The following is a 26,054-nucleotide window of genomic DNA, read 5'->3' as shown; positions in this document are numbered from 1 at the left end:
AGTTACTCTACGGTCACTGACTTTGCGAGGTTGCGCGGCTGATCAACATCGAGCCCCTTCGCGGTCGACAGTTCGAGCGCAAACCACTGCAGCGGTACCACCTGCAGTACCGGGTCGAAGAGCGGGTCGCTCAGCGGCAGACGAATCACTTCGTCGGCGAACGGCAGCACGGCGGTGTCACCCTTCTCGACGATCGCGATGACGCGGGCGCCACGGGCCCGAATCTCTTGAATGTTCGACACGATCTTCGAGTGCATCAGCGGCGAGGTGCGCGGGCTCGGCACGATCACGAACACGGGCTGGCCGTGGTCGATGAGCGCGATGGGGCCGTGCTTGAGCTCGCCGGCGGCAAACCCCTCAGCGTGGATGTACGCGATCTCCTTGAGCTTGAGCGCACCCTCGAGTGCGATCGGGAACCCAACGTGGCGGCCCAAGAACAACACCGAGCGTGTGTCGGCCATCCAGTGTGCCAGCTGCTGCACCTGTTCGTGGGTGGCGACGGCCTCGCGCACCTTCTCGGGCAGCTCTTCCAGCTGCACGAGCGCTGCGGCTTCTGCCGCGGGATCGATCGTGCCGCGCACGTGAGCGAGGTGGAGACCCACCAGGTACAGCGCGGTGATCTGCGCGACAAACGCCTTCGTCGAGGCCACAGCGACCTCGGGGCCGGCGTGCGTGTACACGGCCGCGTCAGATTCACGCGGAATCGTGGCGCTCTGCGTGTTGCAGATCGAGACGGTGGTGACGCCGCGTTCGATCGCGTACTTCACGGCCATCAGCGTGTCCATCGTCTCGCCCGACTGGCTCACCGAGATCACCATCGTGCGATCTGACAGCACGGGGTCGCGGTAACGGAACTCGTGGCTGAGCTGCACCTCGACGGGAATACGGGCCCACTGCTCGAGCGCGTACGCGCCCACCTGGCCGGCGTACGAGGCGGTGCCGCAGGCAATGATCACGATGCGATCAATGTTGCGCAGCACGTCGTCGCCCAGCGCCGTGAGCTCGGGGATCTCGACCCGACCGTTCTCAATGCGTCCCCGGATCGTATTGGCTACGGCCTCGGGCTGCTCATTGATCTCCTTCGCCATGAAGGAAGACCAGCCGCCCTTGTCTGCCGCTTCAGCGTCCCACTCCACCTCGAACTCTGAGAATTCAACGGGGTTACCAGCGAAGTCGGTGATGCGCACCTCATCGGCGGTAATCACGGCGATGTTGTCTTCGTCAACGGCAACGGCGCGTCGCGTCGATGACACAAACGCGGCAACGTCTGAGCCCAAGAAGTTCTCGCCGTCGCCCAGGCCGACCACGAGGGGTGAGTGGTGGCGCGCGGCCACGACCTTGCCGGGCTCGCTCTGGTGGGTGGCGAGCAGCGTGAACGTGCCGTGCAGGCGGCCAACGATGCCGCGGAACGCGGTCTCGAGATCGCCGACGCGGTTCATCTCGAGGCCGAGCAGCGCCGCAACCACCTCTGAATCAGTTTCGCTGACGAGCGACACGCCGCCGGCGAGAACCTCATCGCGCAATTCGCTGAAGTTTTCAACGATGCCGTTGTGAATCAGGGCAAGCTTGCCGTTATCGCCGAGGTGCGGGTGCGCGTTCTCGTCGGTCGGGCCGCCGTGCGTGGCCCAGCGGGTGTGACCGATTCCAGTGGAACCGGCAGGCAACGGGTCGTCTTCAAGCCGTTCGATCAGGCGCACGAGCTTGCCCGAGCGTTTACGCACAGCAACGTTGCCCGCGTTATCGATTACGGCGATTCCAGCCGAATCGTAACCGCGGTACTCCAGACGTCGCAGTCCGTTCAGTAGCACTTCGACCGTATTATTTGGGCCGACATATCCGACGATTCCACACATGCGCTCTATTTTAGTGGCACCATGGATGCACAATGTCCGAGAATAGCTATCAAGTGCTGAGCACCGACACTCAGGCACTCATCCGACCCGAATTCACCTCCCCCTTTGACGAGATCGGTCGCGACGAATGGGCCCGACTCGCAGGTGAAACCCCGCTCCCCCTCACTGAACAGGAGCTCGCGTCGTTTCGCGGGCTGGGTGAGCCGCTCGACATGGCTGAGGTGTCAGACATCTACCTGCCGCTGAGCCGGCTCATTAACCAGTACGCGATTGCCGCACGCGATATGCACGCGCGCACGCGCGGGTTCTTACACCGTGAAAACGATCGCCAAAGCCCGTTTGTGATCGGTATCGCCGGTTCAGTTGCGGTGGGCAAATCAACGGTGGCCCGCATTCTGCGCGATCTGTTGGCGCGCTGGCCTGAGACCCCCAACGTGCAGCTCGTCACCACCGACGGGTTCTTGTACCCCAATGCCGAGCTCGAGCGGCGCGGCATTGCCGACCGCAAAGGTTTTCCAGAGTCCTATGACCGCCGCGCACTGCTGCGCTTCGTGTCGCAGGTGAAGTCGGGGGTCGACGAGGTTGTCGCCCCGCACTACAGCCACCTCGTGTATGACATCGTGCCCGGTGAAGTGACCGTTGTGCGTCGCCCCGACATCCTCATCGTCGAGGGCCTTAACGTGCTGCAGCCGCCGTCAACGGGCCACCCCGTGGCCGTCAGCGATCTCTTTGACTTCTCGATCTACGTCGATGCGCGCACCCCTGATATTTGGCGGTGGTACCGCAACCGCTTCCTCAGCCTGCGCCAGGCGGCCTTCTCAAACCCGAGTTCGCACTTTCGTAAGTTCTCGAACCTCGATGACGAGGCCGCCATCGCGATCGCCGATGACTTCTGGATCAACATCAACGAGCCCAACCTCATTGAGAACATCAGGCCGACACGGGCGCGCGCAAGCCTCGTGCTGCGCAAGGACGCCGACCATCGCGTGCACAGCGTGCTGCTGCGCAAGCTGTAGCCCGTACGCCACGTAACTGCCCCACCAACGTAAAGAGGAGGATGTGCCCGCGGGCACATCCTCCTCTTTACGTACGGGCTCGCACCGGCACGATCAGCTTATCGGTTACTGACTTTCCCAAACAGGCTCGCAATAGGGGCGATCACAAGTGGACGCGCTGTGAGCACCACAGCTACCGTCGCCAAAAGCCCGCCTGCAAATAGCCAGAATCCTACCCAGTTGACGACGTCAGTACCAGCGAACATGTGGTTCAGGTTACGCAGGGCTCCCGTCGAGAGCACCAGGAACACATGAATCACGATGAACAGCACAAAGAACAGCATCGTGGGGAAATGGATTGCGCGAGCAAGCGGAGCTGGGTATAACTTGTTGAGCTTCTCAGCTTTTCCAGGCCACCATTCACTCATTCGTACCCCACTAATTACAGCTAATGGTGCCGCGACAAAGACGACCAAGAAGTACATGATCTGTTGCAAGCTGTTGTAGTTCACCCAGCCGTTCTCCACAGGCCATTCCAGTGTCAGGTATTGGAGCATCGCTGATGCCGCGTTGGGGAACACTTCCCAACTTGTCGGGACGATCCGCGCCCAGTGGCCAGACGCAAACAGAAGCACTATAAAAACCACACCATTCGTCATCCACAAGATGTCAAGCGATGTATGCAGCCACAGGTTGATACTGATCTTCTTGCCACCGCTTTTCGGTGTCCAGAATGCTGGTGGCTTCTGCTGCGTGCGTACTTGCCAGCCTGATCGGATAATCAGAATCATTAGGAAGAAGTTCAGGAAGTGTGTCCATCTGGCCCAAGTCGGGAATCCAGGATCGGTGACGGCTGGTAGATGGTATTCCCCCGGGTAGCGTTTCAGGAACTCGGGTACGCCCGGCAGGGTCGTGACTCCTCGCGCGGCTAAGACTATGATCGCCGCGGCGAACACGACGGCCGCCACACCAAGTATCCCGAGTTTGATCCACTGTGACAACAAGCGCGAACCGATCATGCGAGGCCGCGTCACGGGGCTGGTTACCGTGGTTTGTCTCCTCTGCAGGGACGATTCCTCAGCTTGAGGCGCTGCGCTGGGAACAGCTGGATCCACTGCTTCGGGCTCTACTTCACGAGGTGCGAAGTCAGAAAGAGGAGACATTGCTATAGGTGGTTCAGGAGCGGTGCTGGCTTCGACAATTAACGCAGGAGGACCTGGGTTTGCCTCGACGATCACTTCCGGCGCTCTTTGCGGCATAGGGTTTCCTGGAGCGAACCCTGCATCGGGCCATGGTGCCCCACCTGCCGCCCGAGGCAGACCGCGCCTTAATATGGCACCGTGGCTGGCCTCACCTGTTTCAGGTGTACTGAGCGACTCCGCTGCTTTGGGACTCACGGCAGCAGCCTGCGTTTCAGGAATTTCGGCTTTGCGCACAGTTACACGATGCTCTTCTCGATACGCCGTCGCCTCGTTCTGGAGATTGGCAGGTTTAAGCACCGATGCGATTCCAACCGACGCAGTTATGACCGGCGCAGCTGCCATGGCACCTTCGAGAGGCCATGGTTCTCCACCGGGCACGCGTGGTAATCCGCGTCGCAGCGCGGTTAATGGCGTTGGCAAGATTGAGGCGGACGGATTAAGTGGTAGGAGCAACACTGAATCCGGGATCGTCGTCTCAGCTGTCTTCGCGGTGGCATCTGCCGCAGCCCCGTCTCGCAGAACCGCGTCTGTGGCCATGCCACGCGCAACGCCGTTTGTAGGCCACGGTGCTCCGCCAGGCAACCGAGGTAGCCCTTGTCTAAGCTGTCCGGAATAAGTCGCCATGGCTACTTCTTCTTCTCTTCAAGGAGGGAGATGAGCTTCGGAACGATCTGGAATAGATCACCGACCACCCCGAAGTCAGCTACTTCGAAGATTGGGCAGTCGGCGTCCTTGTTGATCGCCACAATTGTTTTTGCAGTTTGCATACCCGCCCGGTGCTGAATTGCACCCGAGATTCCGAGCGCGACATAGAGCTGCGGCGATACCGAAACCCCGGTCTGACCGACCTGATGCGATTGTGGAACATAACCCGCGTCGACTGCGGCACGTGACGCCCCAACTGCGGCGCCGAGCGCATCTGCAAGCTGTTCGACAAGCACGAACTGCTCCTTTGAACCAAGCCCGCGTCCGCCAGAAACAACTTTTGCGGCACCGCGAAGTTCAGGTCGAGAGGACTGTGTGGTCTCGGCTTCGAATGAGTCCACCCGCGCGGCAGGTTTGTCTCCGGCCACAAATTGAAGCGGCGCGGCGACCAGCGGAGCTTGTACTGCGCGCGCATCAACTGATCCCTGGCGCAGCGTAATAATAGGAGCACCAAATGTCGCCGAGGAGGTCGCATTATAAGCGCCGCCGTACACCGAATGTTCGGCCACCACGCCAAGATCATCGCGTGAAAGACCTACGGCGTCTACGGATACCGCGGAACCGCTACGCACCGCAAACCGTGCCACAATGTCGCGACTGCTCACGGAGTGCGAAGCCAGCACCGCGTCTGGCTGCACCACGGAAACCGCAGCGGCGAGCGCATCGACGGCGTTGCGACTCAGTCCCCCAAGTACAGCTTCTTCTGCAATAAGCACTGAGGTTGCTCCAAGTCCGGCAACCTGAGCAGACAAATCCACCCCGGTAGGGCTCAACAGCAGTGCGACAGGTACTCCTACCGTAGAAGCCGCACCAATCAGCTCAGCAGTCGGTTTGGCTAGTTCACCCGCTGGAGTCGTTTCAACCAGAACAAGAATCGCGTTAGCAGGGTAATTCGTCATGTGCGGTCTCCTTATACCAAACGGTTCTCGACGAGGAAATCCGCAAGCTTTTCAGCGGCGTCTCCCTCATCCACGATCCGCACGCCAGCGGCTCGCGGTGGTTTCTGCGCAACGCTCAACATGATTGTGCGGGCGATCTGCGAGTCGTCAATGTCGACGTTCAGGTCAGCAGCACTCAGCACTTCGAGCGGCTTCTTCTTAGCGGCCATGATTCCCTTGAAATTAGGGAATCTCGCATCAGGTAGCGCTTCCGTAATTGACACGACTGCCGGTAGTGCCGCCGAAACTTGCTGAGCACCGCCTTCAATCTCACGCGCACCTGAGACGGCATCTAACGTAATCGTGATCTCGTTCAGCCCGGTCATATGCGCGACGTCCAAGAGCTCAGCAAGTGCGGCAGGAACCATCCCCCCCGACCCATCGGTGGAAAGGTTACCTGCAATGACCAGGTCGAACCCAACTCTGCTAATCGCTGCGGCGAGAACTTGAGCGGTCAGCGTGATATCGGCTCCGACGAGCCCTACATCTGCAATATGAATCGCTGAGTCTGCACCCATGGCAAGACCTTTGCGCACCGTCGCGGTAGATCCCTCCGGGGCTACTGATAGAAGGACTACTTCGGTACCCGCCTGCGAGTCCGCATAAGACAAGGCTACTTCGAGACTCCTCTCCGATATCTCGTCAAGCACCGATTCACTCGCCGCACGGTCGGCAAGCCCCGTCTCCAAGTTCAATTTCCTGTCACCATAGGTGTCAGGAACTTCCTTCACCAGCACAATAATTTTCATTGAGCTCGCTCCTTTTTTACTTACTAGTTTTTAAAAAATGTTGATCGTTCATCGCGACGGAGCGCTGTTAGTATTCCCAACGGCGCAGGAGCGCAGCTAACGCCTGACCGCCGCCAATACACATCGTGACGACCGCGTACTCCAAGTCATGACGTTTCAGATGGAGCGCCGCACGAACCGTCAAGATGGCACCGGTCGCACCTACTGGGTGCCCTAACGCAATCGCCCCGCCGTATGGGTTTACTTTTTCGGTATCGAGCCCGGCATCGCGGATCACCGCGATGGCTTGGGACGCAAATGCCTCATTAAGTTCGAATACGTCGACATCTGCCGGAGTCAGCCCAGTCTGTTGCCACAACCGATCGAGCGCGATAACCGGGGCATACCCCATCAGCTCCGGCTCCATCGCAGCTGTCGCGACCGCTTCTAAGGTAACGAGCCCCGACAACCCCCGATCACGTGCATCAGATTCACGCATCAGTACAGTGGCAGCTCCACCATCATTAATACCTGAGGCGTTTCCGGCCGTCACCGTGCCCTCAGCGCGAAACACTGGTCGCAGCGTTGCGAGCGTCTCTATTGTGGTCTCGGGCTTGGGGTGTTCATCTGTAGAAACTTCGGTCGACATACGTCCACCAGAAAATACCGAAACAATTTCTTCGGCGAACGCGGCTTGCGCGGCAGCCTCTGCAGCTCTCCTCTGCGATTCAACGGCAAAGTCGTCCTGTTCAGCTCGGCTGACGTTGAACTTGTCTGCAACGTTCTCCGCGGTGACACCCATGTGCTGCTCGCTGAAAGGATCGGTGAGGATCGCAAGTGTGCCGTCCAGTGTGACTCTGTTGCCAAGGCGTAAGTTTCCTCGTGAATGAAAATCGAGGAACGGAGTGCGTGACATTGACTCGTTTCCACCCGCGACAACTACGTCGACTCCACCCCACAGAAGTTCCTGAGCGCCTGACCACACTGCCTGAAGTCCAGATCCGCACAATCGGTTAACGTTCACGGCAGGTACGGACGGCGGTAGCCCCGCACCCAACGCTACCCGCCTCGCGTTATAGGCATCTGGCCCCACCTGAGAAATACATCCCATGATGACTTCACCTACTTCGCTGCCGGCGACTCCCGCGCGACGCAGCGCTTCGACAGCCGCAGCAGCACCGAGTGCATATGCGTCAACATCTTTCAATGACCCACCGAAGGAGCCTACGGGGGTGCGTGCACCACTCAGAATGACAACTTTGTCTCGAGCCACGGTTTTCTCCGGTTCCGCTTCAGGATAATAAAACTCACTATAACTTAATTCTGCGCATAATTATCATCTTTAAAAACTTGCACATTTTCCCCCTTTGAACCGCGGCTCGAGTCACAACCAAAACCCGCAGTGGCACCAATACAGAAGCTGCCAGCACACTCACCCCCTCGACCACCAGCCACGAGGCGCCCTGAATCAGATCCCAAAAATACTCACCCAGAAAAACTATGCGCAGGTTTATGGTCTAGAGTAGCCGTCACGGGATCGGTGCCGCACTTTTATCGGCATCGTCCACCCTGGCCCCTGTACACAGACGTACCGAGAAGAGATTTTTCATGTCGCACCTCACTGAAGAAGAAGACTTCCTCGTCGAAACCGTTCGAGCTTTCGTCGACCGCGATGTCAAGCCGACCGTGCGCGAGGTAGAACACGCGAACGAGTATCCCGAAAAGTGGATCGAGCAAATGAAGGAGATCGGTATCTACGGTCTCGCAGTGCCCGAGGAATATGGTGGGATGCCGGTGTCCACGCCCTGCTACGTAAGCGTCACCGAAGAACTCTCACGAGGTTGGATGTCTCTTGCAGGCGCCATGGGTGGACATACCGTCGTCGCGAAACTCCTCACACTCTTTGGCACAGAGGAACAGAAGCAACGCTACCTACCGCGCATGGCCACTGGCGAGGTGCGCGCCACTATGGCGCTGACCGAACCTGGCGGCGGATCAGACTTGCAGGCCATGGGCACAGTTGCCCGCGAAGAGGATGACAGTCTCGTCATCAATGGCTCGAAGACTTGGATATCAAACGCCCGCAGGTCGGATCTCATCGCGTTGCTCTGCAAGACCGACCCCACCGCAAGTCCCCGCCATAAGGGCATCTCAATTGTGCTCGTTGAGCACGGCCCCGGACTCGAGGTCTCGCGCGATCTACCCAAACTCGGTTACAAGGGTGTCGAGAGCTGCGAGCTAAACTTCACAGATTACCGCATCGATAAGTCAGCTGTTCTGGGTGGCGTATCTGGCGAAGGGTTCGGCCAGATGATGCGAGGTTTGGAAACCGGCCGTATCCAGGTGGCATCACGCGCCCTCGGCGTCGGAGCCGCCGCCCTCGAAGATGCGCTCAAGTACGCGCAGGAACGCGAGAGCTTCGGCAAGCCCATTTGGAAACACCAGTCCATCGGCAACTACCTTGCAGATATGGCTACGAAACTTACAGCTGCTCGCCAGCTCACACGCTTCGCGGCCGAAAAGTACGACAGCGGCGAACGCTGCGACATGGAAGCCGGTATGGCGAAGCTCTTCGCTTCGGAGACCGCCATGGAAATTGCGCTCAATGCGGTGCGAATTCACGGTGGCTACGGCTACTCCACCGAGTATGACGTTGAACGTTACTTCCGTGACGCACCGCTCATGATCGTCGGCGAAGGCACAAACGAGGTTCAGCGCAATGTCATCGCGGCTCAGCTCGTTTCCCGGGGTGGGTTGTAAGTAGTGACACAGCAACGCATTATCGACGGGACTACAGGCTTTACCGCACTCATCGGCAAAACCGTAGGCACCAGCGATTGGCTTCTCGTCGACCAGCGCATGATCGACAGGTTCGGCGCCAATACAGGTGATGAGCAGTGGATTCATGTCGACCCTGAGCGTGCCTCAACGGGCCCATTTGGGGGCACCATCGCACATGGATTTTTGTTGCTCTCGCTTATCCCAGCGCTCGCAAACCAAACGTTCGAAGCTATCGGGTTCAGCGCCAGAGTGAATTACGGCCTGGAGAAAGTTCGGTTTCCACAACCGCTGCTGGCTGGTTCAAGCATTCGTGACACAGTGACCGTAGTGTCTGTCGAAGCTACGCCAACAGGCAGCCGGATCACCTTCGGCCATGTGGTCGAGTCAGACTCTGGTGGCAAGCCAGTCTGCGTCGCGCAGACAGTGATTTTATTTACCTCAGCGTCGACGCCACAGTCATAATTCGAAAGATCTGAGAAAGGACATCCCAATGGATGCAGAAGATTTTCAGGACGTGCTCACCACGGTGCGTGAGTTCGTTCGGACCCGAGTTATCCCACTCGAAGAGCAGATCGAGGACGAAGATCGCATTCCCGACGAGCTCATCGACGCATCGAGAGATCTCGGTCTTTTCGGCTGGGCACTTCCCGAGGAGCATGGTGGGCTTGGGCTAAACGCAGTCGAAGATGTGCGCCTCGCGATGGAACTTGGGTACACCACGCCTTCTTTCCGTTCACTGTTTGGCACCAATAACGGCATTGCTGGGCAGGTGCTCGTCAATTACGGCACCCCCGAACAACAACAGGCCTGGCTTCCGCGACTCGCTTCTGGTGAAGTGATTGCGTCCTTCGCGCTCACAGAAGCAGAGGCCGGCTCTGACCCAAGTGGGCTGCGCACGACCGCAGTTCGGGAGGGCGACACATACCGAATTAATGGGGCCAAGCGTTTTATCACCAACGCCCAGCTGGCCCAGGTACTCATAGTCTTCGCGCGTACCGATCCCGCGGCAACCGGCACCAAGGGAATCTCGGCCTTTCTCGTGGACACCAGCGCTCCAGGTGTCACCATCGGACCACATGACAAGAAGATGGGCCAGGAAGGCGCATGGACTAGCGAGATATTCTTTGACGATGTGACCGTCGGCACAGACCGACTGGTGGGTGGCGCCGAAGAGGTTGGTTTCCACGCGGCCATGGCCTCCCTTGCTAAGGGGCGCTTACACATTTCAGCTATCTGCGTTGGGCAAGCACAGCGCATCCTTGACGAGTCAGTGTCTTACGCCGCCGAGGCAAAGCAGGGCGGTAAACCCATCGGCACCTTCCAACTGATACAGGGAATGCTTGGCGAGTCGTACGCCGAGCTCCGTGCCGCGAAAGCGCTAGTACTAGATGCAGCACGAGATTACCAGGACGGGACCGACCGAAAGTTAGGCCCATCGGCCTCCAAGCTTTTTGCAAGCGAGATGCTCGGACGTGTCGCCGACAGAGGCGTGCAGATTCATGGAGGACTCGGATATATGCGCTCCGTGCCCGTTGAGCGGTTCTATCGCGCTGCCCGCTTGTTTCGCATCTATGAGGGAACGAGCGAAGTGCAAAAGCTCGTTTTGGCGCGACAGCTATTGAAATCTGCGGGGATGTAAGTACCCCTTTCGCGGCTGGGGGCCTTCAACCCTTCATCGAAGGCCTCCTGCCGCAACGGCATTGAAGTCAGGCATTACACGCTCGACCATTTCGAGCACCGCCTCTGCCGCAGGATTCGAAGCATTCTCCCGCCAGGCCAACCTAACCTCAAGCGTTGGCAGCCCCTGGTCAAGCTCCCGGAACACCACCCCTGGTGTTCGCACTCGCTCGCTCACCGACTCCACGGTGAGACTCACCCCCACGCCAGCAGCCACGAGCACCATTGCCACCCGTGAATCTGGTGCAATTTGCGCAATCTTCGGCACGAAGCCAGCTCGGTGAGCATGCATGAGAAGCGCGTTTGCCAGTGCCGATCCCTGCGAACTAGGAAGAGTAACGAACCACTCCCCCGCAAGATCCGCGAAGGTAATGCGTTCCACAAGCGCCAGCGGGCTTCCCTCAGGCACCGCCAGCACAAACCGCTCACGCCCCATGACGCGCATAGAAATGCCCGGCACCTCCCGATCGAAACGCACGATCGCAAGGTCCAGATCACCATTAGCCACGCTCTCTAGCGCACGTACTCCAAACTGGTTTCCATCGATCTCGAGCTGAATACCTGGCTGTTCCGAACGCACGAGTCTTGCGACCTGCCCCATGACTTCGTGCGACGATATGCCACCGAACCCGATTCGCACACGCCCAATCTTCCCTTCCACTGCGGCTCGAGCGGCTGCTTCCGCTGAGTCCACAGCTTGCATTACAGCTTTCATGGGGCCGCGCACCGTTTGACCTAGCGCAGTCAGGCTCACACGACGAGTGCTGCGTTCAAAGAGTCTGCCCCCCAACTGAACCTCGAGCTGTCGGATGGTTCGGCTGAGTTGTGGCTGTGCGATCCGAAGGTCGTCAGCTGCACGCCCAAAGTGCAATTCTTCCGCGACAGCCAGGAAGGCGCGCACCTGTGAAATCTCCATATATCAATTATTGCGCATGGGGACACAATTAAGAACAATTAGGCATTTGACACGCATAGATCAGCCTGGGAAAGTGAGACTAGACCTGCATAATTCAGCTATCTTCACGCTCAGATGGAGGGCCAGTGGCAATCGCCCACACCGCGACCAGTGACGCTGTCACACCAGAATCCCCCAAAGTGATGTCGCTCATGGGGGCCGTTGCGCGCTTCGTGCACGACGGAAACACCGTTGCTCTCGAGGGGATGTCTCACCTCATCCCCTTCGCTGCGGCTCACGAGATTATTCGCCAGCGTAAACGTAATCTCACTTTATGCCGGATGACACCCGACATCATTAGCGATCAACTCATCGCTGCGGGTTGCGTCAGCAAACTCGTAGCATCGTTCTTCGCAAGCGGGTCGGCTGGCTCACTCTATGAGATTCGTCGTCGAGTTGAGAAACAGATCCCGGAACCGCTTGAAGTTGAGGAATACACGCACTTTGGCATGGTAAACCGTTACCACGCTGGCGCCGCGCGAATCCCATTCATGCCGCTACGTTCTTACACAGGCAGCGACCTTCCCAAGGTTAATCCAAATATCCAAAGCGTGAAGGACCCATACTCCGACGGCTCCATTTATGTTGTGCCTGCGTTAAACCCTGACGTCACGATCGTGCAAGCGCAGCGCGCCGATCGCAGGGGAAACGTTCAAATGTGGGGCATTCTCGGTGCACAGCAAGAGGCCTGCTACGCGGCTAGTAACGTAATCGTGCTGGTCGAGGAGATCGTTGACAACGAGATTATCCAAGCTGACCCCAACCGAACAGTTCTGCCCGCTCATGCCGTCAGTGCGGTCGTACACGCCCCCCGCGGCGCACACCCCTCATACGCACAGGGCTACTACGACCGTGATTGCCGCTTTTACCGGGATTGGACTGCCATCAGCAAAGAGCCAGAAAAGCTGCAGGCCTGGCTCAAAGAATGGGTCTACGACCTCGCTGGCCCCGAAGAATACGCACACAAGCTGGGTTCCGCGCGATGGGAGGAACTCGCCGTCGGCGAGAATCTCTCTGGCACAGTCAACTACGGCCGCCGATTGGAGAATTCGTGATGACTGAGCAGAATTTGATTGAGCCTACCGCCACCATTGATCTCGAAGCAGATCCGATTTCAACCTCTGAAATCATCGTGACTGTGGCTGCTCACGAGCTTGGAAACAAACATCGTGTATTTGCAGGAGTCGGGCTTCCCACGCTGGCCGTCGACCTCGCCCGCCGCATCTCAAATCCAGATATTGATCTGGTGTACGAATCTGGCGTGTGCGGCGCTCACCCTACAGCGATGGCCGAGGGCATAGCAGATTCAGTGGTGGTCTCGTATTCAGAAGCGGTGCTAAGCATGGCCGGGCTCTTTGGGTATGTGTTACAGGGCGGCTACATCGATGTTGGTTTCCTCGGGGCCGCCCAGGTTGATCGTTTTGGTAGCCTCAACACCACGGTCATTGGCGACTGGGAGAAGCCCCAGGTCCGCCTCCCCGGTGCTGGCGGCGCACTAGAGATTATGCAGAACGCGAAAGAAGTGTTCATCATCATGCGCAGACATGACCGTGAGTCACTTCCTGAAGAACTCGACTTCTGCACTTCCCCAAGCCCGGTGCGCGCGGCCCTAGACCACAAAGGGATGCCGCCTTCTGGACACGGCGTGAGCAAAGTAATCACTCCGCTGGCTGTCCTTACCCGAGATGACCCGCTGGGAGAGCTTGTACTCACTTCCGTGCATCCCGGAGTCACCGTCGAGCAAGTGTTGGAAAACACAGGCTGGCCGTTAAAGATCGCCGACCATGTCACCCGCACTGAGCTCCCCACCAATCACGAAGTGCATCTTTTGCGCAATGAAATTGACAAGGTACGCCTCTATCTTCGATAACGGCCATATATAAGGGAGGGAAGGAGCAAGCTTTGCTTGTTCCTTCCCTCCCTTATATATGGCCTTGCGCCGCGCGCCCTGGGCTATTTGTACAACGCTACCAACCGTCCTTTAGCTTTACCGCTGTAGAGCTCGTCAAGGGCCGAGGGAATATCATCAAACGTGATCGGAACAACCGTGGGGTTCAAACCGCGCTCGGCCATCAGGTGGTAAACATACGCAATATCGTCGACGGTACCGCCCTTCGAGCCAATAAGCCGTGCAGATTTGAAAACGAGCTTCGCAGTCGAAATCTCAGCGGTCTCGCGCCCCATCCCCACTTGAACGATCGAACCATTATCCGCGATCACTTCAATTGCTCCGGCAGTAGTTGTGCCGAAGCCGGCATAATCGGCGATCAGCTCGAGCCCGACATCCGCAAAATCACGAATGTCCGCGGCGACGCCCGAAACACCGCTTGCGCGAATCTCCTCCCAGAGGGATTCCTTGGGCTCAGCGACGTAAACCTCAGCGCCTTCGATGACCGCGATCTGTGCGGCGATCTGGCCGAGCCCGCCGTATCCGATAATGCCAATACGCTGACCAGGCAGAGGTCCGCCCGCAATGGAAAGACCTCGATAAGCCGCGCGGCCCGCGTCCGTACCCATAGCGGCGAAAGCATATGACACATCGTCTGGCACCAACACCAGGTCCTCAGGAAGCGCGGTGCAGTAGGTCTGGAAACCTCCGTCACGCCCCAGACCGGGGCGTGTACGGCCACCGGGAAACACTCCGACGCGGTCACCCACTGCATAATCGTGCACGTCCGAACCCACTTCGACAATGATGCCGGCGAGTTCGTGCCCAAGTGTCAGAGGGAATGGGCCAATGCGGGATGACCAGTGCGGCTCATACAAGATGCCAGCGTCCGTGTGACAAAGCCCCGCTGCTTTGATCTCGATCAACACCTCATCCGAAGCCGGCTTAGGTACCTCAATATCCCGCAAGACAAGAGGCGTTCCAACTTGTTCAAATTGCCAAGCATGCATAGTTTTATCCTTAGTGCTTCACACGACCAGCGGTTTCTCCGCCGTCAATAGTGAACTCAGATCCGGTAATGAATGGGGACTCGTCGCTCGCCAGGAACAACACAAGATTTGCCATTTCCCAGGGCTGGCCCATGCGCTTTTGCGGTACATGTTTCTGCGTCTGGTCTAAGCCTTCGGTAAGTGGCGTCACAAAAGCTCCGGGATTGATCGAGTTCACCCGAATATTAAGCTCCGCAAGATCAATCGCAGCCTGTTTGGTGAGTCCCCTCAGCCCAAATTTGGAAGACACATATCCCGCGAGGTTTTGAGCGGCCCGTTGACTCGCAATGGACGCAACGTTGAGAATCACGCCTCCACCCGCTTCACTCATATGCGGGATGACAGCTTTAATCCCATTGAACGGCCCATGCAGATTCGTATCGATAGCCGCATGCCATTGCTCATGCGTGTAATCGGCAAGATGTCCAAAGTTTGCAATGCCCGCATTATTAACTAGAATATCGATCTTGCCAAACTGCTCCAGAGTGTAGTTCACAGCGTCGTCCCATTGGGCAACGTCACTCACTTCGAGAATTGCACCGCGGGCGTTCTCCCCTAGGCGCACGACGGCCGCATCGACGTTTTCTGGGTTACGCCCTGTAACCACTACTCGCGCGCCATCCTCGATCAGCGCCCGCGCAATCGCTTCGCCGAGCCCTTGGCTCCCGCCAGTAACCAAAGCAATCTTTCCTTCTACACGCCCCATTGCATCTCGCTTCCACTTCTCTGTGTACGGCGCCAGCGTTCGCCAGACAATACGGTGCCCGACGCGCGTTCAGCTTCTGAACTTCCAGCCGCCGCTTCAACCATCGTACGCTAGTCTGATCATGATAGTCAGAGTATTCATCATGGTGTTGAGTTTTCCGTTCAGTACCAATTTTGACCTGCACAACGGCAACAAGGGAGTTTCCAATCATGTCTACAATCGCGCAACGATTCATTAAAGATGTCGCCCTCGTCACTGGCGCTGGATCAGGGATAGGCGAGGCCGCAGCGCGACGCTTCGCAGCCGAGGGCGCAGCGGTGGCCGTCATCGATATCAACGCCACGGCTGCTACCCAAGTTGCCCAGTCCATCGTCGATGCAGGCGGTCGGGCCAGCGCTTATTCTGCCGACGTCCGCTCCGCGCAATCACTGGACGAGGCTGTCGCCACTATCACTAAGGAGTACGGAGAAATCACGGTCGTTTTTACGGCAGCTGGAGTAGCAGGATCCAAGATCCCCAGCCACGAACTTCCAGATGATGCCTGGTTTGGGGTACTCGATATCAATCTCACCGGCACTTTCTTCACCATACGAGCCGCTCTTCCTTCGATGCTTCGCGGTGGTGGAGGGTCTATTGTGACCTGCGGTTCGACTTCTTCCTTCGTCGCCACGCTCGGTGGAGGCATGGCACCATATCGAGCGTCAAAGGGCGGCGTAAAGATGCTCACTCAAACGCTCGCCATGGAATACGCGTCGAAGGGCATCCGTGTCAACTGCGTCTGCCCTGGCGCCGTAGTTACCGGGCTCAAGCAGAACACAGCAACGCTCGTGCCCGCTGGCGTTACTGATTCCGCGCTTCAAGTAGCCGGCGGAAACAAGCTTACGGTACCCATGGGACGCTACGGTGAAGTCAATGAAATCGCCTCCGTCGCCGCGTTCCTCGCATCGAGCGATGCCTCATATATCACCGGCCAATCATTGTTGGTAGATGGCGGAGTCACCGCTGAATAGCATTCGTGGACAACACCGAAATCAGCAAAGGACAGCCATATGACTGAGCGAAATGCGGGCCTGACTCCCATCACCATTGACGGCGCTATCGACCTTCACTGCCACTTTGGCCCAGAACAACTTGTCACAAACATCGTCAAGGCCACACACGCTGTCGACCCCGTTGAAGCAGCGCTGGAAGCCGCGGCTGCTGGTATGCGCGGCATAGTACTCAAAGCACACGAATTCCCGTCCACGATGTCTGCATACTTCGCGCAGAAGGCTGTTCCTGATGTTCAGGTATTCAGCAGTATTTGTATGGATCATCCCGTTGGAGGCCTTAACCCCCAGGCCGCAGAAAACGCACTTATCAACGGCGCTAAGGTCGTCTGGCTGCCAACACTCTCAGCCCACCAAGATCCCCCGGTACTACTCGAGCGCGCGTTCGGTGTCACCCAGGGGCTTCGCGTGCTCGACCATGAGGGGGAGATCATTGAAGAAGTGCGTCAAATCATGGACCTCGTACGTGAGCATGATGCAGTCCTCGCGACTGGACATATTTCACGCGAAGAACACTTCGCGATCGCGCGGGCTTTCTCCGAAAAGGATCGCCTCATCGTAACCCATGCCATGCAAGAAACGGCCGGCCCCAGCCTCACCGCCCAGGAGTGCGTGGAGCTATCCGAGTTGGGGGCAATTATCGAGTTCGCTGCGCATTCATGCCATGGCAAACCAGCGATCTTTGATCAGGTAGTGCGGGCAGTGACCCGCATAGGTGCAGAACGTGTCGCACTGTCCACTGACTACGGGTGGACTGTGCACGCCCCCCACCCCGCAGCCGGATTCCAGAGCTTCATTAACCAATTCTGGGCACAGGGTATGTCCGATGAGGACTTACGCACAATGACCGTTGACGTGCCAGAACGCCTCCTCGGGCTCAGCTGATCCAGTACAACGGCGAAGGGCGAAAGGCAGATGCCTTTCGCCCTTCGCCGTTGTACTGCTTGCTACCTCGCAGTGCGCCCACCGTCTGCAGCCCAAACCTGACCGTTAACAAACGAGGCCTCGTCGCTCGCAAGGAATGCAACAACATTGGCGAGTTCTTCCGGTTCCCCGCCACGCCCCATAGGCACACTGTCCAAGATACGGCGCAGATTGTCTTCATCCCAGGCCTGAAGAATCGCGGTATTGACAACTCCGGGCGCGATCGCATTCACCCGGATCCCGTCTTTGGCATACTCAAGTGCAGCCGCTTTGGTAAGTTGCACGACCGCGCCTTTCGACGCGACATACCCCGAGGTCAGTGGCGTAGCGCGCAGTCCGGCAAGCGAAGCCGTGTTCACAACAGATCCCCCACCGCTTTCGAGCATCAGTCGAAGACCAGCGGCGAGTACGAGGAACATGCCTCGGCTGTTAACTGCGAACACTTTGTCCCATTCAGCAATTGGATACTCATGGATACGAGCTTGCCCACCAGGGATACCCGCGTTGTTCGCGAGAATGTCTAAGCCCCCGTGCTCAGCACGGATCCATTCTTCGAGCTCCCGTACGCTGCGTTCATCAGAGACGTCTACACGTCGATGCTGCGCGCCTAACTCGGCCGCCGCGTCAACCTCGGCGCCACTGATGTCGGTAACAATCACATGAGCACCCTCCGCAACGAACTTCGTGGCGATGGCTTTGCCAATGCCTGAGCCGGCACCAGTCACCAGCGCGATTTTGCCAGATAAGCGACCAGTCATATTTTTTCTTCCTTCGTTCCAAGTTTCATTTGAAGGCTGAACTAGCCAGCGTTCGACATCGTTGGGATGATTGTTGCGAGGTCGGGCCAGGCGATTAGTACAGCCACCACCAGTACCGCCATCGGCAGGAACCAAAGCATGGTCCAGAAAATATCGCTCAGCTTGATGGTTTGCCCCTGGTTAACCTCGGGATCTTTCACGATGCTGTGAATAATCATGGCGAGCATTCCCACTGGTGGTGAAAGCACCGCCAGCTCACCCATAAATACAACAAACACGCCAAACCAGAGCAGCGAGATATCGAGCGATTCGAGCGTAGGAATAAGCAGTGGAACAGTCAAAACCATCATCGGCAGCGATTCCATAAACGCGCCCAGCACCAAGTAGACAACCGTCATTACGATAAGGAACTCTACGCGATTAAGATCCCACGCCGCGACGAGGTCTGCCATGCCGTTTCCGATACCGGTGAGCGTCATCATTCTCGACAACATCTCAACGCCAACGAGCATGAAAAAGATACCGCCGACGTTTGCTACAGCCCCAATCGATGCCTTACGCACCGCTGTAATCGGCCGAGACACGCCGCCGCCAGCCGGCTTCCAAAGGAAAGTAAGGATCAGCGCACAAAGGGCAGCGAAGGCACCTGCTTCGGTCGCTGTAAATAGCCCCGAGAACATACCCACGATGATAATCGCCGCGAGAATCGGAAGCGGCCATGTCCGTGCCAGAGACCGCCAGCGCTCAGACCATGACGTCGGGGCAGTCTCCTTGCCTGCTACTTTCTGGCCGCCCATTTTGAAGAACGAAGCCATGATTACGAGCATGACAGTGAACATAATCGCGACGACCACGCCGGGAAGAATGCCCGACAGCAGCTGTTGCCCCACCGGCACCTCGGCAATGCCCGCGTAGAGCACGAGGAGGATGCTGGGCGGGATTAGCTGGCCTGGAAGGCTCGCCACGATCACCGAACCGAGGGCTAGACGTTTGTCATAACCCGCTTTAAGCATCTCGGGGATACCGATCCGGCTTAATGCGTAGACAACGCCAGCCGTCGAGCCACTCACCGTGGCGAGACCAGTGCCCGCCAGGTTGGTACCAACAGCAAGACCGCCAGGCATCCATGAAAACCATTGTCGTGCGGCTTTGTACACTCCCTCCGTCATACCAGAACGCCACATAAGCAACCCCATAACGATAAACATGGGGAGCACTGAAAGGCTCCAGCTTGAAATTGAATCGATAGGGACGTTCATGAGCGAGGTCTCAACAATTGCCCACCCTCGCATCGCGTACATAGCGAGCAGCGACGGCAGGATCATGGCCATCGCAGCAGGGAACTTCATGAATAGCAGCGCGACCATCATGACGACACCCGCTATTCCGATGCCAATTTTGTCGCTGCTAGGCAGGAACATATAGCCGCCGGAGGCTATAACTGCGATTGTGTTGATAGAGAAAGATAACCAGCCTTTAATAAATCCTGGCTCTCTGGGCTCTTTTTCAACACCGATACTCAGTAGTGTGGTGACCGCGCTCATCGTGAACCTTCCTTGCTCGCTGTGGCGTCAGCTTCCAGCAGGCCCCGCGCCCGCAGGTCCTCTTCACGCGCGATCGGGTCATCACCGAAACCCACCCCATCATCATTCGGGATGCCATCTGGATCTATTTCCTCACCGAATCGCGCAATTTTAACTGCGGTGTATAGCAACTGAATCGCGAAGGCTGCGTACGAGATAGTAAGCAATGCTTCAATGGGCCAGAGCGGGAAATCAGTAGCTCCAGCCATGATCATTTTGTCGAACGCGTGAACCGTCTCGCTCAGCCCGTACCAAGAAATCAACGCTGCGACGACTGCAGTAATTACGTTCACGGAAAAAGACGTCCATTTACGCATGATGGCCGGGAACGAATCAAACAACAGGTCGGCGACAATGTGCTCATTACGAGCTTGGGCAGCGATGAGGCCCAGCAGTGTCAACGCCGGCAAGTACCAGAACTGAGTGAGTTCGAGGGTCCCGTAGATCGGCATTTTAAAGAGCGAACGGGACAGCGCGTTGAGAACCACGTGCAGCATCATCACAACGAGCACGATGACCGCTGCTACCTCAATGAAGTTGAGGAGTCGATCCCGAAGAGTCTTTCGGGATTTAGGTTGAGTTTGCACAGTCATGTCCCGCTGCTCCCAATTGGTTAAATGAAGTGTCTGTTTGTTGCTGAGCCTTCAAGGTTCCGTAATTGCACAGTTGCGCAGTTACGGAACCTTGAAGGTGCTGTTGCCTAAGACTTACGGGCGGTAGGGCTTGTAGACAGCCTCTGCAACATCCGCCTGGATGAACTCGTTGAGGGAATCCTGGTTGTCGTCGAGCCATATCTGAATGTCTGCATATTTCACGTCGACGTCGAAACCGGCGTCTGCAGTCTTTTGCAACCAGTCACTCTGCAACGTCTCTGCGTTACTAACAAAGTCTTCACCTGCAGTCTCGGCCACGGTGCTTAAGATGGCCGGTTTCGTGTCGTTCATAGCTGTAACGGCATCTGCGTCGAACTCTTCGATACTGCCACCGCTGGCGGTCACGGCATCATTCAGCAGCTGATAGTTGCCAATTACCTTGGTAATATTGCCCGCCACGAACGTTGAAGTACGATCCCAAATGAGCTGCTGAGCTACAAGCGGCAATGCATCCCACGTTGCTTTACTGAAGTTCAGCATCGAAGCACCGGCGATGAAACTCGCCTCTGGATCGATTACAACGTGAGGGGCAACCTCGGGGATACTCACGGCCAGAGCAGACGTGCCAGTGGTCTGCACGCAATCGGCCGCGCCGCGCTGCAGTGCTTCATAGAATTCGGTGAACGGCATTGACGTCGGTGACGAACCAACAGCGCTAACCTGTTCTTGCTGTAGCGCGCCTGAAGCAGCTACTACGGCACCCTTGAGTTCCTTTAGATTGTTACGTTCAGCGGAACAAATGAGCGCGCCGGCACCAGTGTTCCAATAGGGAGCAAGCGGCACCATGCCGAGCTCCTCCGATTCAGCCATGAGCTCTTCGCTCTCAAAACCGGCTTGCAGGGGCCATACGTTTGATGACACTGCACCATAGATCGGGCTCGCGTTTGAGATCACGTTCATGTTGACCAAAGATGCGGCGAGTGGAAGTTCCTCAGCAAAGTACTGTGGGATCACGTGCGCGATATCAAGGCGACCATCGTTCAACGCATCGATGCCTTCTAGAGGCGAGGCGTAGGCACTCGAGTAACCGAGATCGAAGGTAATCTTGCCATCAGACCACTCTTCAATTTCAGCAACAAAGTCTTCAAAATCTTTGCCGCTGGCCGCGCCCTTTGCAGACGAAGACTGCGTACGCAGTTCAATCGAATCGACGTCAGCGAATGCGGCTTTCCAATCATCCTTCGATGCGCCAAAAGCGACACCCTCCTCACTGGCAGTTGTGTCTTTTACGTCTTCGGTAGCTGTGCTCGAGCACGCGCTCAAGGCGAGCGCAAGCACTCCAATTCCCGCAATCGCTGTCAGCGCGCGAGAACTACGGTTGTTCAGAACCATTGGTTTCTCCAATATTCACGGCAATGTGCATTGGCTCCCGAGTTCGCCGTTGATCGCTCGGGTGAAAAGACTCATAACTTAGCTTTTCGTGATAATTATGAACATGTTTATCCTGATTGCGCAAGTCATATTCTTTTTTTGCGGCCCCATCTGCCCCAATAGATGACATTAGCGCACGTGTTTAGACTCAAAAGTTGGTCAATGTTTTACACCAACTCATCGACGAGACCCCATTCAAACGCACGATCTTGCGCAATTGTGCGCGCACTCAGCGCGAGCCAAGCAGTGCGGTGTCGCCCAATTCTTCGCGAAATACTGGCGGTGCCCCCGGCACCAGGAATCAAGCCCATTCCCACTTCGGGGAGCTTAAAAACTGTGCTGCCCCGTGCCACGACATGTGCCCCGAACGCCGCTATCTCAATTCCGGCCCCGATACATGCTCCGTGCACTTCAATCGTCAACCGGTCTCCTAACGCGGCAATCAAGTGCCCCACGCCTGCACGTGTACGGATAAAATGTGCGCGACCAACATCGGGCGTTTGCCCAAATTCTGATATCTCTCCTCCAGAGCTAAACGCCCGCCCAGAACCACTCAGATGCACGCGTTCAACGCTGTCGTCAATCAGCGCAACCCGAAGAGCATCCGCCAAAGAATCTCGCAGTTGCCGCCCATAGGCGTTGCGCCGTTCAGGCCGATTCAGCACAATAAACAATTCTTCGACTGCCCTGTCAATCAGTACAGGATTCGCTATGTGATCGGGGGCCACAAATTTTGGATCCCGCACTTCACTTAGCCAAAATTGAAACTCATTTGATCCCAACAGCGTTGAAAAAGCGAAAGATTCAATGTTCACTGCTTCGAGAAGCCCTACACGCTCCCCCGCCCGCAACACCTGCGTGAGGAAGATCGCGGCGGTGGGATGCGCAATGACCGCATCTGTAATCTCAGCCAATGCATCTGAAACATCGCGAGCTCCGACGCAGCTCCGCAACTGCGCAAGCGCAGACGCCTCAGGCACGATGATGACGTCGAGGGCGTCGACCATCTCCCCACAGTCCTCAACAAAATTCTCTACAGCAATTTGCGAGTGAGAAATCCCGATTCGTACCACGGATTCAAACGTTCGACACTCCCTGGATGCAGCGGAAAGATCTGCTGTATCCAAGCCCAGAGCTGTGTCGAGGTCGACAATGAGCACCACCTGCTCAGGCGCACCCTCCCCGTTTAGCAGCGGTACCGGCAAACGTCCAGCGGCAAGCTCAGATACCGTAAGAGTGAGTACGGCCTGGTCGCGATGAGGGATTTGGGTCACCGTCCTAGTATGCCGACTGGAGGCAGATCATTATCAATAAGTTACCTACCGAGTCGTCTTCACAAGCGGCTTCCCTCGCTGGACCTGCCGATCTGCTCAACTTTTTGAGCACCCGGATTCCCGAACTCGATCCACAAGCCGACTGGGTAGATGGGGGCGCATGGCTCACTGGTTCACAAGATGGACCACCGTTACTCCCCCCTGGTCGCGCAGCAAGCATGGCTCGCGCACTCGGTGAATGGATTCAGAACCGGGAAAATTTTCCCCCCGAAGTCTCGTTTAATGGCTCAGCGCTGCTGAGTGAGCGTGCCATTTACACGGGTTTTTGCAGGCAAGGCTCGACAACTGTGGGCGGCGCAGGTAGATTACTCCCGCTCCTAGACGGTTCACTCGCTGCTGTGTCCTGCGCAAGAGTTGATGATCCGCTGTTGTACTCCGCGGCACTCGGTACGCCCGTTATGCCTACGGATCCGTGGCCCGCACTCACACTCGGTATGTCCCAAGCCACTTCCTCAGATGTGCAACGAATGGCACTCGAGCTTTCACTACCCTGCTGGCCCGTGGACCAATCGGAACCACCCGCGTCGCTCCCACGCCAGGCCATCTGGCCCACCCGGCAGCCCCGAGACTTCGCTGGGCTGCGCGTCATCGACTTCAGTTCTCTGTGGGCGGGGCCACTATGCGCACACATCCTCGGCTTATTAGGCGCAGAAGTCATCAAGGTCGAGTCCACCGAGCGGCCCGATGGCGCCAGGTACGGCAATAAGAAGTTCTACAGCCTCCTACACTCTGGACACAAAGCTGTGTCGTTCACACCTTCAGATCCGTCATCACTCGCTGCGCTGCATGACTTGGTTGCAAGCGCCGATATCATCATCGAGGCTTCAAGGCCTCGTGCCCTCATGCGCCTCGGTATCGATGCAGAGGCACATATCGCGACAGGGGCCACCTGGGTATCAATCACGGCGGCTGGTCGGACCAGCTCACGCATTGGTTTTGGTGATGACGTTGCGGCGAGCGCCGGTCTCATCGCACGCGACCATGACGGTAGCCCTTGTTTTGTGGGAGACGCCATTGCTGATCCACTTGCCGGGTTATTCGCTGCAGCTTCCTGTATGACGGTGCCTGGTAACACTGTAAGCGCAATGGAGGAGACCACAAAGGGATCCGCGGAGGGGTCCGATCAAGGCACAAATAATCGTCGCCGCCGCGGCGAGCTTTGGGATATATCCATGTATAACATCGTTCGCCATACCTTATGGGGCTTCGATGCAGCAGACAGGCTCAGCCCGAGTCCAGGCTTGGAAACTGCGACCCCGCCGACCGCACGCGTGCTGCCTCAATATTCGGCACCTCACGCGCTGGGTGAGGATAACGCCAGGTTCTTAAGTTCCCCCCACCTCAATCGCCGAGTCGGTACAGATTTGAAGCGCTCCCAATGCTAATTACCGAGGCCGAGCTCCCGTTCGGGCCGAATCCCATTGGCCATGCGTCCCCCGCCCTGTACGACGTTCGTATCAGGCACGGCCTCATCGCTGAGGTCAGCAAACGAATCATCCCCGGTGTGTCTGAGCAGGTCGTTCACGCACACGGCGCTGCTCTCCTCCCCGGTCTTCACGATCATCACTTGCATCTATTTGCACTTGCTGCTTCGTATACTTCCGTTGATTGTCGCTCTGCATCGAGCCCCGCAGAGCTGGGGTCTTTGCTGCGTACTGCACCAAAGGGCCCTGATGGTTCGGTACGGGCGACAGGCTATTCAGAGTCGCTGGCTGGCAAACTCGACAGGCAGGCACTCGATAAGCTCGCTGGCAACCGATCCGTGCGTGTGCAGCATCGCAGCGGGGCACTTTGGATACTCAGCTCGGCCGCTCTACGAACACTCGGTTTGCTGCACAATTTTGATCAGGCGAAGCTGCCACACCCGTCGCTTGAACTCGATGCTATTGGAAATCCAACCGGTCGAGTGTGGCGCGGCGATCGTTGGCTGCGGGAACTGGCACCAGCGAAACCGCCACAGCTCTCACGTGTGGGCCACGAACTGGCTCGACTCGGCATTACGGGAATAACCGACGCTTCACCAGAGCTTGACACCACTGCACTCACCGCGTTTGAAGCAGCGCAGCGCACAGGCGCGCTTCCTCAGAGGCTGCAATTGCTGGGCCATGCGGCCAGCCCTGCACAGGTAAGCCCAGATCTCGCAGTTCCCCGGGTGAGGTGCGCAGCTGGCGGGCAGTCCAAGATCGGACCACGCAAGATCGTGCTCGCAGATCATCAGCTTCCGTCATATAACGCGCTCGTCGCCGAACTCCTTGTTGCGCGCAGCGAGGGCCGCGCCGTCGCAGTGCACTCAGTCACTCTCGATTCTCTAGCTTTGTTACTAGCAGCTTTTGAAGCAGTGCCCCCCGTAATTGGCGATCGAATTGAACACGCCGCGGTCATTCCCCAAGCCCTTGTGGCAGATATCGCGAGGTTCGGGTTAGCCGTGGTCACGCAGCCAGGATTCATTGCGCACCGCGGGGATGAGCTGGGAGACGATCTAGGACACGCCAAGGACACCGACCTTTATCGCGTTGCTTCGCTCATAAGAGCAGGGATTCCGCTCGCGCTCTCGAGTGATGCGCCTTATGGCCCACTATCACCCTGGCAGGTTATTCATGCCGCACAGTACAGGCGCACACCCACAGGCGCCACAATTGGGGTTTCTGGAAGCCACCGCAGCACCTATCACGATGAGACAATTGATCCGAAGCAGGCGCTTATGGCCTATCTCGCGCCACTCGACAGCCCTGGCGCTGCACCTCGCCGAATTGTCCCTGGTGTCGCCGCCGATATCGTTCTACTACAGACTCCCCTGGTTCGCGCGCTTGAGCAGATCCCGCGCAACCCAGTACGGGCCACCATGATCGCGGGGTCTTGGATACACCAGTAGCGCGTAGACCTTCCCATAAATGGGAAATCATGT

Annotated in this window: 24 protein-coding genes; 10 read left to right on the top strand and 14 right to left on the bottom strand. The window is 57.4% G+C overall.

All coding sequences use genetic code 11. The annotated features are described in order from the left end of the window. Window positions 1-2: 2 nt before the first annotated feature. A complete protein-coding gene (glmS, locus tag JOF28_RS12840) occupies window positions 3-1,853 on the bottom strand; it encodes a glutamine--fructose-6-phosphate transaminase (isomerizing) (RefSeq protein WP_209706101.1) in 1,851 nt (616 codons plus the stop codon). A 32-nt stretch (window positions 1,854-1,885) separates the two neighbouring features. On the opposite strand from glmS, the gene coaA reads away from it, so the two are divergent. Then, a complete protein-coding gene (gene coaA / locus JOF28_RS12835; RefSeq protein ID WP_209706100.1) occupies window positions 1,886-2,869 on the top strand; it encodes a type I pantothenate kinase in 984 nt (327 codons plus the stop codon). A 98-nt stretch (window positions 2,870-2,967) separates the two neighbouring features. On the opposite strand, the gene JOF28_RS12830 is transcribed toward coaA, so the two are convergent. The 4 genes from JOF28_RS12830 to JOF28_RS12815 form a co-directional block, all read right to left on the bottom strand. Continuing rightward, window positions 2,968-4,392 carry a cytochrome b/b6 domain-containing protein gene (locus tag JOF28_RS12830; RefSeq protein ID WP_245189967.1) on the bottom strand — a complete coding sequence of 475 codons (1,425 nt, stop codon included), beginning with the start codon at window positions 4,390-4,392 and terminating at the stop codon, window positions 2,968-2,970. A 284-nt stretch (window positions 4,393-4,676) separates the two neighbouring features. After that, window positions 4,677-5,654 (bottom strand): electron transfer flavoprotein subunit alpha/FixB family protein, encoded by a 978-nt coding sequence (locus JOF28_RS12825; protein WP_209706098.1) that lies wholly within the window; start codon window positions 5,652-5,654, stop codon window positions 4,677-4,679. 11 nt (window positions 5,655-5,665) lie between these two features. Then, a complete protein-coding gene (locus JOF28_RS12820; protein ID WP_209706097.1) occupies window positions 5,666-6,442 on the bottom strand; it encodes an electron transfer flavoprotein subunit beta/FixA family protein in 777 nt (258 codons plus the stop codon). A 67-nt stretch (window positions 6,443-6,509) separates the two neighbouring features. Further along, window positions 6,510-7,694: a thiolase family protein gene (locus tag JOF28_RS12815; RefSeq protein ID WP_209706096.1), complete on the bottom strand. Its 1,185-nt coding sequence runs from the start codon at window positions 7,692-7,694 to the stop codon at window positions 6,510-6,512. A gap of 335 nt (window positions 7,695-8,029) precedes the next feature. Between JOF28_RS12815 and JOF28_RS12810 the strand changes: the two genes are divergently transcribed. The 3 genes from JOF28_RS12810 to JOF28_RS12800 are packed head-to-tail and all read left to right on the top strand — an operon-like array spanning window position 8,030 to window position 10,841. Continuing rightward, the gene (locus JOF28_RS12810; protein ID WP_209706095.1) at window positions 8,030-9,181 is read left to right on the top strand and encodes an acyl-CoA dehydrogenase family protein; all 1,152 of its coding nucleotides are present in this window, start codon (window positions 8,030-8,032) and stop codon (window positions 9,179-9,181) included. Window positions 9,182-9,184: 3 nt separating this feature from the next. Continuing rightward, the gene (locus tag JOF28_RS12805) at window positions 9,185-9,664 is read left to right on the top strand and encodes a MaoC family dehydratase (protein WP_209706094.1); all 480 of its coding nucleotides are present in this window, start codon (window positions 9,185-9,187) and stop codon (window positions 9,662-9,664) included. A 28-nt stretch (window positions 9,665-9,692) separates the two neighbouring features. Beyond that, complete coding sequence (locus JOF28_RS12800; RefSeq protein WP_209706093.1) at window positions 9,693-10,841, top strand: acyl-CoA dehydrogenase family protein; 1,149 nt, start codon at window positions 9,693-9,695, stop codon at window positions 10,839-10,841. Between the two features lie 33 nt (window positions 10,842-10,874). On the opposite strand, the gene JOF28_RS12795 is transcribed toward JOF28_RS12800, so the two are convergent. After that, window positions 10,875-11,795: a LysR family transcriptional regulator gene (locus JOF28_RS12795; RefSeq protein ID WP_209706092.1), complete on the bottom strand. Its 921-nt coding sequence runs from the start codon at window positions 11,793-11,795 to the stop codon at window positions 10,875-10,877. 125 nt (window positions 11,796-11,920) lie between these two features. On the opposite strand from JOF28_RS12795, the gene JOF28_RS12790 reads away from it, so the two are divergent. Both JOF28_RS12790 and JOF28_RS12785 read left to right on the top strand, forming a co-directional pair. Next, the gene (locus JOF28_RS12790) at window positions 11,921-12,889 is read left to right on the top strand and encodes a CoA transferase subunit A (RefSeq protein ID WP_342452174.1); all 969 of its coding nucleotides are present in this window, start codon (window positions 11,921-11,923) and stop codon (window positions 12,887-12,889) included. Next, the gene (locus tag JOF28_RS12785; RefSeq protein WP_209706091.1) at window positions 12,889-13,704 is read left to right on the top strand and encodes a CoA-transferase subunit beta; all 816 of its coding nucleotides are present in this window, start codon (window positions 12,889-12,891) and stop codon (window positions 13,702-13,704) included. Before JOF28_RS12790 ends, JOF28_RS12785 begins: the two co-directional genes overlap by 1 nt. 83 nt (window positions 13,705-13,787) lie before the next feature. Here JOF28_RS12785 and JOF28_RS12780 read toward each other — a convergent pair whose 3' ends face one another. Both JOF28_RS12780 and JOF28_RS12775 read right to left on the bottom strand, forming a co-directional pair. Next, a complete protein-coding gene (locus JOF28_RS12780) occupies window positions 13,788-14,732 on the bottom strand; it encodes an alcohol dehydrogenase catalytic domain-containing protein (RefSeq protein ID WP_209706090.1) in 945 nt (314 codons plus the stop codon). Window positions 14,733-14,742: 10 nt separating this feature from the next. Continuing rightward, the gene (locus tag JOF28_RS12775) at window positions 14,743-15,477 is read right to left on the bottom strand and encodes an SDR family NAD(P)-dependent oxidoreductase (protein WP_209706089.1); all 735 of its coding nucleotides are present in this window, start codon (window positions 15,475-15,477) and stop codon (window positions 14,743-14,745) included. A 209-nt stretch (window positions 15,478-15,686) separates the two neighbouring features. On the opposite strand from JOF28_RS12775, the gene JOF28_RS12770 reads away from it, so the two are divergent. Further along, entirely contained in the window at window positions 15,687-16,487 is an 801-nt protein-coding gene (locus tag JOF28_RS12770; protein WP_209706088.1) for an SDR family NAD(P)-dependent oxidoreductase, read from the top strand. Between the two features lie 39 nt (window positions 16,488-16,526). Beyond that, window positions 16,527-17,411, top strand: a complete 885-nt coding sequence (locus JOF28_RS12765) for a DUF6282 family protein (RefSeq protein ID WP_209706087.1) — start codon at window positions 16,527-16,529, stop codon at window positions 17,409-17,411. Between the two features lie 62 nt (window positions 17,412-17,473). Here JOF28_RS12765 and JOF28_RS12760 read toward each other — a convergent pair whose 3' ends face one another. From JOF28_RS12760 to JOF28_RS12740, 5 genes are all read right to left on the bottom strand, one after another. Further along, window positions 17,474-18,208, bottom strand: coding sequence for an SDR family NAD(P)-dependent oxidoreductase (locus tag JOF28_RS12760; protein ID WP_209706086.1), 735 nt, complete (start codon window positions 18,206-18,208; stop codon window positions 17,474-17,476). Window positions 18,209-18,249: 41 nt separating this feature from the next. Then, on the bottom strand, window positions 18,250-19,752 hold the full coding sequence (locus tag JOF28_RS12755) for a TRAP transporter large permease (RefSeq protein WP_209706085.1): 1,503 nt from the start codon (window positions 19,750-19,752) through the stop codon (window positions 18,250-18,252). Next, window positions 19,749-20,384 carry a TRAP transporter small permease gene (locus JOF28_RS12750; protein ID WP_209706084.1) on the bottom strand — a complete coding sequence of 212 codons (636 nt, stop codon included), beginning with the start codon at window positions 20,382-20,384 and terminating at the stop codon, window positions 19,749-19,751. Before JOF28_RS12750 ends, JOF28_RS12755 begins: the two co-directional genes overlap by 4 nt. 114 nt (window positions 20,385-20,498) lie before the next feature. Next, a complete protein-coding gene (dctP, locus tag JOF28_RS12745) occupies window positions 20,499-21,776 on the bottom strand; it encodes a TRAP transporter substrate-binding protein DctP (RefSeq protein ID WP_209706083.1) in 1,278 nt (425 codons plus the stop codon). Window positions 21,777-21,982: 206 nt separating this feature from the next. Next, window positions 21,983-23,089: an enoyl-CoA hydratase/isomerase family protein gene (locus JOF28_RS12740; protein WP_209706082.1), complete on the bottom strand. Its 1,107-nt coding sequence runs from the start codon at window positions 23,087-23,089 to the stop codon at window positions 21,983-21,985. Between the two features lie 218 nt (window positions 23,090-23,307). Between JOF28_RS12740 and JOF28_RS14935 the strand changes: the two genes are divergently transcribed. Next, a complete protein-coding gene (locus JOF28_RS14935) occupies window positions 23,308-24,534 on the top strand; it encodes a CoA transferase (RefSeq protein ID WP_425342481.1) in 1,227 nt (408 codons plus the stop codon). On the opposite strand, the gene JOF28_RS12730 is transcribed toward JOF28_RS14935, so the two are convergent. After that, complete coding sequence (locus JOF28_RS12730) at window positions 24,531-24,713, bottom strand: hypothetical protein (protein WP_209707160.1); 183 nt, start codon at window positions 24,711-24,713, stop codon at window positions 24,531-24,533. The genes JOF28_RS14935 and JOF28_RS12730 overlap by 4 nt on opposite strands. Between JOF28_RS12730 and JOF28_RS12725 the strand changes: the two genes are divergently transcribed. Continuing rightward, a complete protein-coding gene (locus JOF28_RS12725) occupies window positions 24,654-26,021 on the top strand; it encodes an amidohydrolase family protein (RefSeq protein WP_209706080.1) in 1,368 nt (455 codons plus the stop codon). The two genes, JOF28_RS12730 and JOF28_RS12725, sit on opposite strands and share 60 nt — an antisense overlap. The last annotated feature ends 33 nt before the right edge of the window (window positions 26,022-26,054 follow it).

Source organism: Leucobacter exalbidus (genome assembly GCF_017834145.1).
Taxonomy (GTDB): Bacteria; Actinomycetota; Actinomycetes; order Actinomycetales; family Microbacteriaceae; genus Leucobacter; species Leucobacter exalbidus.
Note: the sequence above shows the minus strand (reverse complement) of the source record. Positions and strands in the feature narration are given on the sequence as shown.